Origin of the sequence: Symmachiella macrocystis, from assembly GCF_007860075.1 — a bacterium.
GTDB classification, from domain to species: Bacteria; Planctomycetota; Planctomycetia; order Planctomycetales; family Planctomycetaceae; genus Symmachiella; species Symmachiella macrocystis.
On the sequence record NZ_SJPP01000001.1, the window covers coordinates 95060 to 110514 of the forward strand.

Genomic DNA, 15455 nt, shown 5'->3' on the forward strand with positions numbered 1-15455 from the left:
ATGATATTTGGGAACCGGGCGGCGGACAGGATTAACTCTTCTTGCCGCTGACCGTCAGCGATTGCCCGCCGATGTCCAGCGTATTGACTTTCTTATCCGCGATTCCCATCCCCTTCACGGCGCTGAGCATGCGATTCAATTCTGACTTCGATTCATCGCTGTCGGTGAGCGTCAGCATTTTTCCGATCAAGGCCGCCACGGATAGGTCTTTGACGTCGTCGAAGCTCATATTGAACTGGTCGACGAACTCCTGCAATTTGTCGCGGAAGTATTCCGGATTGCCGTTGAAGAACGAATTCTTCACATCGGTCAGCACTTCGCTGTTGTGCACGAAACGGTCAACCGATTTTCCGGCTTTGATCGAATCGACGATCTTGTCGAAGAAGGTCGTTTCGCCACCCACAATGTCGATACGGGCCGATTTGAGGGCTTCGCCCACGATCCCTGCTTGGGATTCGGCGATCTCTTGTTGTGCACTGATTGCGGCGATTTCGATGTCCTTCTCTTTGTTAAGCCGCAGCTTGAATTCTTCGTGCTCGCGTCCGACTCCGTCGAACAATTTCATGGCGTTGGCTTTTTCCTCGATTCCCTTGGCTTCACTGGTGAACTTGAGGTGCATCACGCTGGCTTCGGCCGTGCCTTCTTTTTCGACAGCAGCGGCGCGAGCTTCGATGCCTTTCGCTTCAGCAACAGCTTTACGCTGCAAGACGTTCGCTTCGGCACTTCCTTCTTTTTCGATGGCAACGGCCTTGGCTTCAAGCACTTGAGCATCGGCCAACCCGATGGCGGCCGCATTCGCGGTCTTGGCTTCAGCCAACATTTTTTGCGCCAATGTTTCCTTCTCGGCAGCAGCCCGTTCCGCTTCGGCTTCGATGATGCGTTGTTCGGCCAGGAAATCAGCTGCAGTCTTCGATGCTTCAGCCGCTTTAACCTCCTTGACCAGTGCTTCCTGTGCATCCATTTCGGCTTTAGTCACAGTGACCTGTTTGAGCCGGTCGGCGGTGGCGAATTCCTCGGTGTCTTTGATCTTTTCTTGTTGCTCCACGACCGCCCGTTCGACGACGACTCGTTCACGGATTACGTCTTGAATGTTCCGTTTCTCAACTTCGACCGCCTTTTCTTTGTCGATCTGGGCCAATGTCACGATCCGCTCGCGCTCGGTCGCTTCGAGCATGCGATCTTTTTCCACCCGTTCGGTTTCGACCGCATCGGTCCGCTCTTTGCTCTTGCGGGCGACAATAATCTGCCGCTCCTTGTTTTCCTCGGAAATGCTAATTTCCTCTTCGGTGGTAATCCGCGCTCGTTCCCCTTTAAGACGTTCCTCTTCCTGGACCCGCTTGGCTTCGGCGTGCTCCCGGGCAGTGAGTTCGGCGATTTCACGTTTCTGCTTTTCGACCGCCTCAACCCGTTGACGTTCCAATTCCAGAATCGCCTCCTGCGCTTCCACATCCTGCTTCTTAATGGTTTTTTCTTTTTCGCGGGTGAAGTTGTTCGCTTGCACGAATTCATTCGCCGTCAGCTCGGTGATCTTCTTGATGCCTTCGGCATCGAGGATATTATTCGGACTGAGCAATTCAATCGGAGTTTGTTCCAAAAAGTCGATCGCACAGTCGTCAAGGACATAACCGTTCAGATCGGTGCCGATAGCATTGAGAATTTCGGCTTTGAACTTATCCCGCTCGTTGTAGAGTTCGACAAAGTCGAATTGCTTGCCGACGGTTTTCAACGCTTCGGAAAACTTGGCATCGAACAATTCGACAAGAGCCCGTTGATCCGACGCGCGGCGGCAGCCTAAGGATTGAGCAACGTTCTTGATGTCGACCCCGGTGTTATTGACGCGTACGAAGAAGGCGACTTCGATGTCGGCGCGAATGTTGTCCTGACAAATTAAGCCCGCCTCACCGCGACGTGCAATTTCAATCCGTTTGACAGATAGGTCCATCTGTTCGATGCGATGAAAAACGGGCAAGACCAACATGCCTTTCCCCGTGGCAACTTGCAATCCCCCTGCACCAGATTTGACCAAGGCTTCTTCGGGTCCGACTTTGCGATAGCATCGGATTGCCATAACAATCAGTCCCAGAACAGGAAGGCCCACAAGGGCACCAATAACATACCAATTCATCTTCTATTCCTCCCGGTCAGAGTTGCTGACGTAATAAAGGTGCGTTTCCTGATCAAAATCAACAATCCTGACCGTAGTTCCTTTGGTCAGTGTGCCTTCGTGAGTCCGGACATTTAGTAGTAGCGGCGCCCCGTCGGACGGGACGATCGCTTGTCCGTATTTTTCAGTTGAATCCACAGTAATCGTGCATTCCCGCCCCAGCAGTTCCTTGAGCGTATTCGGTTCCTTAATGTCGAATTTGCCCCGCAGCGGGTTGGTTACAATTTTCGTCACCAACACAGCTAGGAAACCACAACCCGTCACAATCATCCAAGGGTGGAGATTTCCGCCGACATCGGGCCTCTCGACAACGAGCGCCGTCAAAATCCAAAACGCAAAACTGAAAACGCTGCTCCAAATCATCAACGGCACATCGCCCAGGTTGATGAATTTCAACGAGACTAGCCCCAAATCGAATACGGATCCGTCTCCCGCGCCGATATCGATGTCAAAATCAAACAATTCGATATCAAACGCACCCAGGATGACAAACAACCAATATAGACAGACCAGCCCCAGCAATACGCTGGGTACGAGCATCGGCCCGCTGAAATAAGTCTGTAAGGTTTCCATCACCGGGTGCTCCCCTATCGCAACATGCTGCTATTATGCAACGCATCTGAGCAGCTCATCTGGTATAACGAAGATTTCCACGAAACGGATCACGAAAACCAAGTGGCAATCCCGGAATTGCCGATTTGTGACGGTCCCATCCGTTTGTCCGGATGTCCGGTTTCTGTCGTTTGGTCATCCGTACACACCTCCCAACTATTCCCTGATCGAGGACCACGGACCATGCCCCTACGTCTGCTGATCGTCCTGTTCGTCTTCGCTGGAACCGCACCGCTTATGGCCGCTGAAACCCCCAAACCGAAACGGATCATCGTCATCGCCCATCGCGGTGCCCATAAAAAATCGCCCGAGAATACGCTCGCGTCATTCCAGCACGCAATTGACCTCGGTTGTGATTACGTCGAAGTCGATGTCCGCTACACCAGCGACGGCGTGCTGGTGTTGATGCACGACAGCGACGTGGCTCGCACGACCGATGGGCAGGGAAAAGTCAACGAGCTGACCTATGCCGACATCCAAAAACTGACCGTGGGACAATCCGATAAAGTGCCAACATTCGACGAGGCCCTGAAACTCTGCCGCGGCAAAATCAAGATTTACATCGATCACAAAGATGCGCCACCCGCTGAGATCGTCGATGCGGTCACGCGGCACAAAATGGTGAACGACGTCATCGTCTATAGTTCATTGGACGGACTGCGCGCGTTCAAGAAACTCAATCCCAAGATCTGGATCATGCCGCCGAATCCCGGATCGATCGAAAAAATCAACGCCATTCGCCGCGAACTAAAGGCCGAAACCTTCGACGGCAACGTCCGCGACTGGAATACTGAACTTGCCGAAGCAGCCCACGCCGCCGGCGCCCAAATTTGGGTCGATAACTTAGGCGAAAACGACAACGAAGCTGGCTTTCAAAAATCACTCGACTTGGGCGTTGACGCGATTCAAACCGATTATCCCGAAAAGCTGATCCCGTTCCTCAAACGCCTCGGCCGCCATTGAGAGACTTGTAGTTCACCTTTTCAAATCCTGCCCCGCCTCTACAATACATGCTTGTATCAGCACCGCCACGTCGGTGTCCTGTTTTGTTTTAGTATTCACTCGCGAAGACATACGATGCAGTATCACATCCGCAAACCTTGGCAACTCGCGCAAAAACTTCACACGCCTGAAGACGTATACGTCAACCGCCGCTGGCATCGCCGCGAGTTTCTCCGCACGTTGGGACTGAGCGCCGCAGGACTGGGCATCGGCGCGCATCTCATCGGCTGCGAAACGGCCACCGACGAAGAAGTTCTCCAATCGGGAAAAGTCGAAGTCCCCACAGCCTTGGCGGAACGCGCGCCGGAAGTCTCTGAAAAAGAGTGGGAGCCCGCCAAGGACAATTCCTTCGGCGCGCTGCACAATCCCAACTTTGAATACGGCCGTCCGGAAACTAAAGAGGAAGACGCGAGCCGGTATACGAACTTCTATGAATTCTCCGGCAGTAAAAACAACTATAGCCGCGTCGGCGATTTTGAACCGCATCCCTGGAAATTCGAAATCTCCGGTCTATGCGGCAAGCCGCGCGTGTTTGACATCGACGACATCTACAAAATGATGCAATTTGAAGAACGGGACTATCGGCATCGCTGTGTCGAAACCTGGGCCATGTGCGTCCCCTGGACCGGGTTTCCTTTGAGCGAACTACTCAAGAAGGTCGAACCGACCGCCCAAGCTAAATTTGTCGGCTTCCAAACGTTCGATGTCCCCAACAAAAAGGATGAGCAGGCCGGCTTGCCCACATTTGCCGGGCCGAACATGTCCTCCGGTTACCCCTGGCCGTATACCGAAGGCTTGACGATCGACGAAGCGATGAACGAATTGGCATTCATCGCCACCGGCATCTATGGCAAACCGCTCGCCAAACAACACGGCGCGCCGATTCGTTTGGTCGTCCCCTGGAAGTATGGCTTTAAGAGTTGCAAATCGATCGTGCGAATCACGCTGACCGACAAACAGCCGGCAACTTTTTGGAATACGCTCGGACCGCAAGAATACGGTTTCACCGCCAATGTGAATCCGGAAGTCCCCCATCCACGCTGGTCACAAGCCACCGAATGGATGCTACCGTCGCAAGCCACGCGCTACGACACGGTCATCTATAACGGCTATGGGGACTATGTGGCGAAACTGTATGCTTGATTGGAAAAGTGGCCGGTGGCGAGTGGCCGGTGGCCAGAAAATTGTAGACAGTGGGCAGTAGACAGTACGCGCCAAGCCTGTCCCTCATGCCTGTCTCCTCATGCCTGTCCTCTCTTTTTACCATCATAGAAGCTCAACTATGCCTTCCTGGGAATTTTGGATCGATGTCGGCGGGACCTTCACGGATTGTATTGCGCGGGATCCGGATGGGAAGCTGTTGCAGCTGAAATTGCTCAGCAGCGGTGTCACCAAGGGGCGTGTTGATGCGGCCGACGGCGCGTCGAGTTTTGTTGATCCCGGTCGTAGCGATGACCCGCCAGGGTTTTGGAATGGTTACGAGATTCGTTTTCTCGACGACAGCGGCGCTGCCATGCACGTCGGCGTCATCCATGAATTCGAGAACTCGACAGGACGGCTCACTTTGCGGCAAGCTCTCCCTGCGGATATCGTTCCAGGCACGAACTATGAATTGACCGGCGGCGAAGAATCGCCGATCGTGGCGATTCGCTACTTATTAGGAGTCGGCCTCGGCGATCCCATTCCCGAAGTCTCTGTCCGATTGGGCACCACACGCGGAACCAATGCGCTACTGACACGACAAGGAGCACGCACCGGTTTTGTGACGACTGCCGGCTTTGGCGACATTCTATTGATCGCCAACCAGGACCGGCCACGGTTGTTTGATTTGGCGATTCAAAAGCCAAGTCCGCTGTTTGAGGAAGTGGTGGAAATCAATGAGCGGCTCGACGTCGACGGCAACGTGCTTGTCCCGGTCGATGAAACCCAGGTGCGGGAACAACTGACCGCCCTTAAGGCGACCGGCGTGGAATCGATCGCCATCTGTTTCATGCATGCCTTTGCCCAATCGAAGCACGAAGAAATCGTAGCGAGGATTGCCAGCGAAATTGGCTTCGAGGAGATCAGCGTCTCTAGCCGTCTTTCACCGCTCATCAAAATCGTCTCCCGGGGCGACACAACAGTTGTCGATGCTTATTTGAATCCGATTTTGCGGCAATACATTCGCGAATTGCGACGTTGCTTGGGGAGTGCCCCATTAAAAAACATGACCTCCGCCGGCGGACTGGTCGACGCGGATCGCTTTGTGGGCAAGGACAGCATTCTTTCAGGACCGGCGGGGGGCGTGATCGGATTTTCGCGCGTTGCCCAGCGCGCCGGTTTTGAAAAATCGATCGGCTTCGATATGGGGGGCACCAGCACGGACGTGTCGCGGTTTGACGGACGTCATGAATTGGAGTTCGAAACACAAAAAGCGGGCGTGCGGGTTGTCGCTCCCATGCTGGCCATCGAAACCGTCGCTGCCGGCGGCGGGAGCATCTGTGATTTCGACGGAGTCAAACTAACCGTCGGTCCCGCAAGCGCCGGAGCATCGCCCGGTCCTGCTTGTTACGGACGCGGCGGGCCGTTGACGGTTACCGATGTGAATTTATTTCTCGGTAAAATCCTGCCCGCTAAATTCCCCTTCCCGCTGGATCAAGACGTGGTCCAACGCAAACTCAGAGCCCTCTGCGAAAGAATCGCCCAATCCGCCACCGGGACGCGTTATACACCCATCGAATTGGCCGACGGTTTTTTGCGGGTCGCCAATGCCAACATGGTCCGCCCGATTCGCAATATCTCCGTCGCTAAAGGTTACGATCCCCGTGACTACGTGTTGGTCTCCTTCGGCGGGGCCGGCGCACAGCATGCCTGTGCCATCGCCCGCTCACTCGGCATGCGGAACGTGCTCATTCACCCGCTGGCCGGAATTCTAAGCGCCTATGGAATCGGCTTGGCCGACGTCCGCCGCTTCGCCGAGCGCTCGGTGCTCAAAGCGTATTCGCAAGAACAACTCCAACAACTCGAACCATTGTTCGCTGAACTGGAAGGCCAAGCACGCGACGAAGTGCTGGCCGAAGGAATTGCCACTGCACAAATCCAAGCACCACTCCGCTCGCTCGACCTCCGCTATCAAGGCGTCGAATCAACAATCAACGTCCTTTGCCCCCCCGACGGTGACTATGCCCGCGCCTACGAGGAATTGCACCGCCGACTTTATGGTTACGTCCATACCGGCCGGGCGATTGAAATCACCGCAGCGCGCGTCGAAGTCATTGGCACGACTCCCGACCCGCCTGAGGAATTGGCCGACGTTGTCGAACGGCATCCCACGCCGAGCGAAACCACCAAAACATGGTTCGACGGACAACCACTGGAAACCGCAGTATTTGAGCGCGGCGAATTACGAGCCGGCGACCAACTGACCGGCCCGGCGATTGTGTGCGAACCGACCTCAACGGTCGTCATCGACCCCGGTTTCACAGCACAGATCACCGCGCGCGGCGAGATTGTGATCAACGACAGTCAGGGACAAACCGAGGAACACATCAGTGCCAATGCCGACCCAGTGATGCTAGAGATCTTCAATAATCTCTTCGCCTCGATCGCCGAACAGATGGGCATCACGTTGCAGCGAACCTCATTCTCGACAAACGTCAAGGAACGTCTCGATTTTAGCTGCGCGGTCTTTTCCCCCACGGGTGACCTCGTCGTCAATGCTCCGCACATCCCCGTCCACCTCGGCGCAATGAGCGAAACCGTTCGCCGCATTATCGCCGACAATCCGCAAATCTCACCCGGCGACGTTTTTGTTACAAACGATCCCTATCGCGGCGGCTCGCATCTACCCGATGTGACCGTTGTGACACCGGTGCACAACACCGATTCGGGAGAACTGCTCTTCTTTACCGCCAGCCGCGCGCATCACGCGGAAATCGGTGGCATCATCCCCGGCAGCCTCCCCCCGTTTTCTAAACGCTTGAGCGAAGAGGGAGTGTTGATCCGCAATTTTAAACTCGTCGATGCCGGCGAGTTTCGGGAAGCAGAATTGCGAGAACTCCTCACGAGCGCCCCCTACCCCACTCGCGCGGTTACAGAGAATCTATCCGATGTTGCTGCGCAAGTCGCCGCAAATAACAATGGCGTGAACCTGCTGCAAGAACTTGTCGCACGATATTCGCTGCCGGTCGTTCAGGCCTATATGCAACACATTCAAGATGCAGCCGATCATAAAATGCGAATGGCCTTGGCGGTGATTCCCGACGACGATTATGCGCACACGGATCATCTCGACGATGGCTCGCCGATCGCAGTGAACATCACCATCACCGGTGAGACCGCCACTGTTGATTTCACCGGCACCGGACCGGTCCTGGACGGCAACCTGAATGCCAATCGCGGCATCGTGACCGCAGCCGTGTTGTATGTGTTTCGCTGCTTGATTGCCGAAGATATTCCTCTCAACAGCGGCGTGCTCAATCCGGTTGAAATCATCTTGCCCGAATGTCTGCTCAATCCGCCCGAGCACGACGACCCCGCTCAATGCGCCGCCATGGTGGGCGGCAACGTCGAAACATCGTCACGCGTCGTCGATACACTGCTCGGCGCTCTGAAAGTCGCCGCAGCCAGCCAAGGGACGATGAACAACCTGACCTTCGGCGACGAACAGTTCGGCTATTACGAAACCATCTGCGGCGGTAGCGGCGCGACTACCGACGCTGACGGCGCAGACGCTGTGCACACCCACATGACCAACACCCGCATGACCGATCCGGAAGTCATCGAACGTCGCTATCCGGTGCGTCTGCATGAGTTCAGCGTCCGCCGCGGTTCAGGCGGCGCGGGGCGGCATCGTGGGGGAGACGGTATCGTTCGCCGCATCGAGTTCTTACGTCCACTACAAGTCTCACTGCTCACCGAACGCCGCGGCCCCTATCCGCCGTTTGGATTACAAGGAGGCGAATCCGGCGCATTGGGTGAAAATACATTGCAACATCAAAGTACCGGCTTGTCGGAAGACCTGGGCGGCAAAGTCCAACTCAATATTGCGGCCGGCGACATCCTGACAATCCAAACCCCCGGCGGTGGCGGGTTTGGTGAATCGTAGTAGATTAGTAAGTCCTGCTATCTCGGACGCTTGCGGAAACGACTTCAAGGAAACCACGACCATGCTCCAGTATTATTTCATAATCACCGCACTGTCAGTTTCGCTATTACCCGTGACAGCCCAGGCCGTCGAACCAGTCCCGCTGAAATTCGAAAACTTAACCTCGATTGACGGCACGAATCAATGGGATTGGTGGCAGGCCCGCACGGCATACATCCCCGTGCAAAAACCATTCTGGGTCACGACGATGTCCGAGACGGGTAAAACCGGGACACACAATTTTCACGACATCTATCAAACCTTCAGCGAAGACGGCGGGCAGAGTTGGTCGCAACCGGAGATCATTCCCACCCTCCGCCGCCACGAACAATCCGACGGATACGAAGTCGCCCCGGGCGATTTGTGGCCGAAATGGCACGCCGAAAGCAAGACGGTCTTGATCACGGGTAAAACCTTCAATTTCAAAGGCGGCACCAAAGAAAACTTCACCCGTGAACGCGTCTCCTATGCGGTCATGGATCCGCAAACCCGCAAGTGGGGTCCGCTCAAGTTTCTAAAAACCCCAGAAAAAGATCACGCCGGTTTTCCCATCATCGCCCCCAATGCCGGTTGCAATCAGCGCGTCGACCTGCCCGACGGCGACGTCCTCCTGCCGGTCCGCTATCAGCGGGATGCAAAAAAACGCAACTACACCAGCGTCGTCATGCGCTGCGGATTCGACGGGAAAACGTTGACGTACAAAGAACACGGTTCGGAATTGAACCTCCCCAAGCGCCGCGGATTTTACGAACCTTCACTGGAGGAGTTCCAGGGGAAGTTTTACCTCACACTCCGCACTGACCGCTCCGCATTTGTCACCAGCGGCAGCGATGGGATCCATTTTGATCCCCCGCAGGAATGGAAGTTTGACGACGGCAAGTTGCTGGGAAGTCACAACACGCAGCAGCATTGGGTGACGGTCGGCGACGGGCTATTTCTGATCTACACCCGCCGCGGCGCCAACAACGACCACATCATCCGGAACCGTGCCCCGTTGTTCATTGGACAAGTCGACCCCGAATCTTTACGGGTCATCCGCAAGACCGAGCGCATTTTGCTCCCGGAAAACCACGCCACCTTAGGCAACTCCGGTACCTGCCGCATCAGCGACAACCAGGCCTGGGTCACCTGCGGCGAAGGCATGCTGGCCCACGGCAAACGCAAGAGGGACAACAACAAAGTGTTGATCGTGAAAATCACGCCAGAGTGAGCGACCTATGCCCAATCACGACGACGGGATAAAACCACGAAAGGCACGAAACACACGAAAATAAATAATAAAGAAAGACAAACGATGGAAAGCTTTATCCCTTGGATTAGATTCCTAGATACCCGAGCATGATAAGCAGAAGCTTTTTTCGTGTCTTTCGTTTTTTTCGTGGTTCTTTTACTCGTAGGGCCGGACGAGTGGAACGACACTAGCACCACCTCACAACCGCTCCGTCACCCATCGCACCGCGTGCGGCACGTAATCGAGTGAGAGTTTGTGCCCCGCGTCGATAAAAATCAGCTCGGACGTTTTCGCCGGCAGCATGGCCCGTAATTGTTGGGCATGATCGACCGGACACATCGTGTCGCTGCGGCCCATGATCATCAAGAGCGGACGCTCGCCGATACCGTACGTCTGATTCTGCGGCGCGACCAGCGAGTATTTGTCCCGCTCCGCCGGGACGACGCAAGCGACGGCGACTTTGATCCGCGGTTCTACTCCGGTCAGTAGAAACGTCTGCGTGCCCCCCATGCTGTAGCCAACCATGCCGATCCGCTCGACGTCGATATCTCCTCGCGACGCCAAATAATCAATCCCGCGGCGATAGTCCTTGACCGTCTGCGCATAAATCTCCGGCAACATCAAATATCCTTTGCGCGGCTGCGGGCCTTCCGCCTGGTAATGATTGACCGGCGCGTAGTCATTCACCGCAATCCGATCTCCATGGCATTGCGCATCAAGGGCGAAAATGGCATACCCGGCCGCCAGCAGCGCCTTGCGGACTTGGCCGCCGCTCATATATCCGCCGTCGACAAACCAACGGTCCTTGGCTCCCGACCAACCATGCAACAACAACACACAAGGATGCTGCTCCGCTTCGTACTGGGGAAGTTGCAGATACCCCGGTACTAGCTCCCCCGCCGCTCCGCGAAAGACGATTTTCTCGCGCACATAACCATCGTCGTCCGTTTTCTTCTCGACGATCCGTGACTCCAACGGAATCTTGGCGTCGTAATCAAACACACGCGAAGTCGCCCGGCACGCCTCCTCGCTCAACCGTTCGATCGGCGGCACCGGTTTGGGTTCGTCGGCCTGTATCACCGAAGTAGTGAGACAGATATATATCCAACTGACGGCGATGATCACACGTTGTTGTTTCATTTCACAAACTCCGTAACTTCGTTTTCTCAATCGATGGCATGGGGTATTCAACGTCCCGCTTCCAACGACGAAATCACCACGCCAGCGACATCCACCCCCGTGACCCGTGCCAGCGCCCGCCAACCGGGGACGGCATTCACTTCGATGACGTACACGCGGCCGTCGCTATCATACAACAGATCGATCCCGGCAAACCGACACCCGGTCGCCGCTGCGGCCCGCAATGCCAACTCGGCTTCGTCGGCGGACAATTCCACCGCTGTCGCTGTACCGCTACGGGAGACGTTCGTGCGGTAATCTCCATTGCCGTGCCGCCGCATGGAACCGATCACGCGACCATCCAACACAACCGCTCGTAGATCCGAGCCATCGTGATCGACGTACCGTTGCAGATACAACACCGCCTGCGTGCGTTCCAATGTGCGAAACGTACGAAACGCCAAATCGGGATCGCTGACCCGCGATATCCCTCGCCCCTCAGCCCCGAAGATCGGCTTGACGATCACATCGCCTCCCAATTGATCATACGCCGCCATCGCGGATTCGGAATTCTCACACACCACCGTCGCAGGAACAGGCAAACCGGCCGCTTGCAGCCGGGCCGTGGTCAAATATTTATCGACCGCGCATTCAATGGCTTTTGGCGAATTGAGTACCGTGACCCCGGCCGATTCCAATTGCGCCAACAGATCCATGCGGAACACGACCTGCTCCAACGACCCCGGCGGCATCGTCCGCACAATCACAGCATCGCAGTCGGACAAGACAATGTCATCGCCGTGCATGGTCGAGTCATTCGCGACAACGGTCGCCGTGAGCCGCCGAAAATCGACGCGGGAGAATCGATGCCCCCGCACGTGCGCCGCCCGTTCTAAATCGCGGCGGTACCAACTGTCGGCATTTGCTAAGACGACGATATGCATGAAATTAAAACGTCAGCTACCCGCGAGAGATTTTAAAAGCCAAACGACCGGGAGAGAATATCGGGAGCCACGTTGCCGAACCGCTGCACGTTGCCGGTCTCGACGTTTTGAAACATAATTTCCGCCGGGCTAAACAGATGAGGATCGATCTGATAGAAGTCGCGCCCCGCTGCCTCAAAGATTTCCAGAAAGGGCTGACCATAAGCCTGCGAAGAAACCGAGGGGACTTGCGGCCCGATTGTGGATAACGAATCATCGTCTCCCGTCACCCATAAGGTCACGCGTCCGCCATAGAGGATCGCGTCATTCGTGCGGCCGATTCCATTGAGAAAATCCCCGGCCACCGGCGACAATGGAGCCGTGCCATATCCGCTGACAATCCGGCTCATATCAAAGCCAAGCTCCAAGAGCTTGTGCAAAGCGGTCTCGACAACGCGGGCGACGACTTGAAAATTGCCGGCAATACTCGCCGTCGGCGCCGCCAATATGGTGATCTGCTCCGCAGCCAGTTTGGTGCGTTCGGCGATGAAGGCGAACACCTTTTCATCGGGTAGTTGATCGGTCTCCAACACGCCGACACATTGCGACGGTTTTTCGCGGTAGTCGAGTTTCTCATACAGATCCTCGCGTGCTGCCACGGCGCGCATCGGTCCCGAGCCCATACCGAAGAACTTTTCGACGGCGATCTGCCAGCCTGCATATTGGCTCAACAGGCACGCAGCTACGGGATTGTCAGTCGCCACCTGCACGTAAGGACAACCGATCCCGCCGATATCACCCGGGATCATCGAAACCTCAGCTAACCCCGCCGTACAAACCTGCGCCAGCGCCAAACCGGCGCCCAGTCCGCCGCCGACGTTCACACCACAATCGATCACTCGCCCCCCACCAGGAACTGAGTGCGATTGAATCCGTAATTGCTCGGCAACGGGAAGCAGACCCTCTACCGCCGCCAGCGCTCGTTCGTTGAGATTCCAATCCATAACGCTTCTTAACCAGCGGAAGTCAAAAAATGTAGGGTGCGTCGCGACGCACCTTTCTACGCAGTAGGTTTACTTGCCATCATCGTCATCGGCTTCGACGTCGGGAGTGGCGGAGTCAGTCTCCGGATTGGACTGCCGCTGCGTAGAGCGGTTGATCTCTTTCCGCAGATACGACGGAAGCGGACGATCTTCAAAGCGCAGTCGAATCGGTCCCTGACAACACTCGCATTCTTTGATCTCGTACATGGGGATCGAACAAATATCACACCAGTAGTCGGTGTATTTCCGCTCCCCCTTCTCATCAAAGGTATAGACGATCAACACTTGGGCATAAGGATTGTCAGACCGGCGCCGCACGACGAGTTGCACCTTGCGATCCCGCAGCCGCTCATCCTGATAAAACGCGCGGCCTCGCCAATCGGCCACCAGTGGAACCAAGTCTCCGTTCTCGGCAATCAGCACGACCTGCTTGTCCATCTCGTCGTAGGCTTTGACGCCCCGAGCACGCAGAGCCGGGCCCAGAAACTTGACTTGGCCGGTCAGCAATTCCTTGCGGGCCTTGTCCTGTTTTTCCGTCTGCTCTTCAGCCACTGCCTCTGGCGCGGGTGCAGTTTTTTCTTCACCGCGCGCCTCGACTACGCAAACAGCCGCTGCGATCCACAGCAAACCCAAAATAACGCGACTCATCTATTCCCCCGCTCCCACAACCACAATCCGCACCAACAACGGAACCGGCTTGTCGGCCGCTTTGCCGGTCGTGGTCAACTGCAGAATCTGAAAGTCGTGGTCTTCATCGTGGATGATTTTCGATTCCTTCTCCGGTTTTTCAGGAGGGGCGCTCATCAGAAAAATCGCCGGATGTGTTGATCCAGCCGCCTCAGCTGACTGCTCATTCAGTTGCATGGGATTGAAGATCGGTTTGGGATCTTTATCGCGCTCTGCCGGGAGCGCCATGCAGAAATCGCGAATCTCGCTCGTCCCCAAATGGTTGCCATCCTCAGGTTGTTGACCATATCGCAACGTATATACGCCTGCCGGAATTTCCTGGGAGCGAAAATCGAATCCGCTCGAGCCTTCGGGAAACTGAATCGCCCCCAGTAGTTGGCCATTCGTAAACGGATACGCCACGCTCTGACTCGGCTTAAATTTTGGCTTCACCGCCAAGTCCTTCGCCAACCAAACCACACAGAGCACGCCGTCAGGCCCTGTGACTTGTTGTCCGGACTCGTGCAATACCGCAGCAATTTTGGGCGACAACCCCTCGGGCAGGCCCTTCACTTCCTTGAGTTTGTGCGAAGACTCGGCCGCAACTAAGGGTCCGGCGAACAGACAGAACCCGACAGCAAGTGTGCTAAAAAACTTCATATGCAATCCCCAAAACCTCAATGGTCGCAAATAGCTCTATGGTAAGACCGCATCGACAACCCCAGGACAGACGCCGCCAATGCCCGACACGTCGTATTCATTGTACGCAGACTCGCGGCTCGGTTACAGGTTGAGCGGGTGCGTTGCGGATAATAAAAGAGCGGGAGCCGGCAATACCGGACATCCCGCTCGAAAAATCATGCGTTAGCAAAGTGGTGTACGTCCCCGTTATTTCTCAAACGTGGCCAAAAATGCACTCCGTTGACCCGGGAGTTCCCACGTTTGGTTTAATCCCTTGCCCGTGTATTTGAGTTGCTTAGTGAAGGCCGGGTGGTAATTGTCGACATCGGTCAACGGCGGATAAAAAATATCCTCGTTCGTGCAAATACAATCACCATGCCTCAGTTCGCGCGTTTCAATTTCCGCCAAATCGCCCGCCTTCAAGACTCCCACCCCTTCGACGTGGTCGTTTTTGAATTGAATATCGGTCGATTCGACCCGTTTAACGTGTTGGGTTAATTTTTTGGCTGAGTACTTCACAAAGGCGATCAGCGCGTCGCGTTGTTGCTGATTCGCTTTGTTATCAACCAAAATGACCGACTCGATTGGATCGGGACTGATACGGAATGATCCGCCAAAACCGAGCGTATCCTCGCCTTTGATCACCAAGACAGCAGACAGGTTTTTCAACTCGACACCTTGCCAAGAACCTTTGTCGACTTTCCAAGCCAAGACCGCTTCTTTGCCCGACAAGCCGATTTCGCCATTTGCGAAACAGGGTCCCGTCCAAACATCGCACGAACGGGCTTCAAGATATTCACCAGAAATCTCAGCCCCGAAACCAGGCGTCGCAGCCAAAATCGTGAGGCAGCCGGCCAGTAACAACGGTTTACAGGTCATGACTTGATAT

Annotated in this window: 12 protein-coding genes; 4 read left to right on the forward strand and 8 right to left on the reverse strand. The window is 55.5% G+C overall.

Features of this window, described 5'->3' with window-relative positions; translation table 11 throughout:
* Positions 1–31: 31 nt before the first annotated feature.
* Positions 32–2125 (reverse strand): flotillin family protein, encoded by a 2094-nt coding sequence (locus CA54_RS00395; RefSeq protein WP_146368909.1) that lies wholly within the window; start codon positions 2123–2125, stop codon positions 32–34.
* 3 nt (positions 2126–2128) lie between these two features.
* The gene (locus CA54_RS00400; RefSeq protein WP_146368910.1) at positions 2129–2740 is read right to left on the reverse strand and encodes a hypothetical protein; all 612 of its coding nucleotides are present in this window, start codon (positions 2738–2740) and stop codon (positions 2129–2131) included.
* 219 nt (positions 2741–2959) lie between these two features.
* Here CA54_RS00400 and CA54_RS00405 point away from each other — a divergent pair, with 219 nt between their 5' ends.
* From CA54_RS00405 to CA54_RS00420, 4 genes are all read left to right on the forward strand, one after another.
* Positions 2960–3739, forward strand: coding sequence for a glycerophosphodiester phosphodiesterase (locus CA54_RS00405; protein ID WP_197532090.1), 780 nt, complete (start codon positions 2960–2962; stop codon positions 3737–3739).
* A gap of 114 nt (positions 3740–3853) precedes the next feature.
* Complete coding sequence (msrP, locus tag CA54_RS00410; protein WP_146368912.1) at positions 3854–4921, forward strand: protein-methionine-sulfoxide reductase catalytic subunit MsrP; 1068 nt, start codon at positions 3854–3856, stop codon at positions 4919–4921.
* Positions 4922–5060: 139 nt separating this feature from the next.
* Positions 5061–8864: a hydantoinase B/oxoprolinase family protein gene (locus CA54_RS00415; protein WP_146368913.1), complete on the forward strand. Its 3804-nt coding sequence runs from the start codon at positions 5061–5063 to the stop codon at positions 8862–8864.
* 61 nt (positions 8865–8925) lie between these two features.
* The gene (locus tag CA54_RS00420; RefSeq protein ID WP_146368914.1) at positions 8926–10113 is read left to right on the forward strand and encodes an exo-alpha-sialidase; all 1188 of its coding nucleotides are present in this window, start codon (positions 8926–8928) and stop codon (positions 10111–10113) included.
* A 219-nt stretch (positions 10114–10332) separates the two neighbouring features.
* On the opposite strand, the gene CA54_RS00425 is transcribed toward CA54_RS00420, so the two are convergent.
* The 6 genes from CA54_RS00425 to CA54_RS00450 all read right to left on the reverse strand — a co-directional run bounded on the left by CA54_RS00425 (position 10333) and on the right by CA54_RS00450 (position 15445).
* Positions 10333–11274, reverse strand: coding sequence for an alpha/beta hydrolase family protein (locus tag CA54_RS00425; protein ID WP_146368915.1), 942 nt, complete (start codon positions 11272–11274; stop codon positions 10333–10335).
* 47 nt (positions 11275–11321) lie between these two features.
* A complete protein-coding gene (locus CA54_RS00430) occupies positions 11322–12197 on the reverse strand; it encodes an ATP-grasp domain-containing protein (protein WP_146368916.1) in 876 nt (291 codons plus the stop codon).
* Positions 12198–12229: 32 nt separating this feature from the next.
* Positions 12230–13180, reverse strand: coding sequence for a methenyltetrahydromethanopterin cyclohydrolase (gene mch / locus CA54_RS00435; RefSeq protein WP_146368917.1), 951 nt, complete (start codon positions 13178–13180; stop codon positions 12230–12232).
* A 69-nt stretch (positions 13181–13249) separates the two neighbouring features.
* Entirely contained in the window at positions 13250–13867 is a 618-nt protein-coding gene (locus tag CA54_RS00440; RefSeq protein WP_146368918.1) for a hypothetical protein, read from the reverse strand.
* Positions 13868–14545: a hypothetical protein gene (locus CA54_RS00445; RefSeq protein ID WP_146368919.1), complete on the reverse strand. Its 678-nt coding sequence runs from the start codon at positions 14543–14545 to the stop codon at positions 13868–13870.
* A 228-nt stretch (positions 14546–14773) separates the two neighbouring features.
* On the reverse strand, positions 14774–15445 hold the full coding sequence (locus CA54_RS00450) for a DUF1326 domain-containing protein (protein ID WP_146368920.1): 672 nt from the start codon (positions 15443–15445) through the stop codon (positions 14774–14776).
* Positions 15446–15455 lie beyond the last annotated feature (10 nt).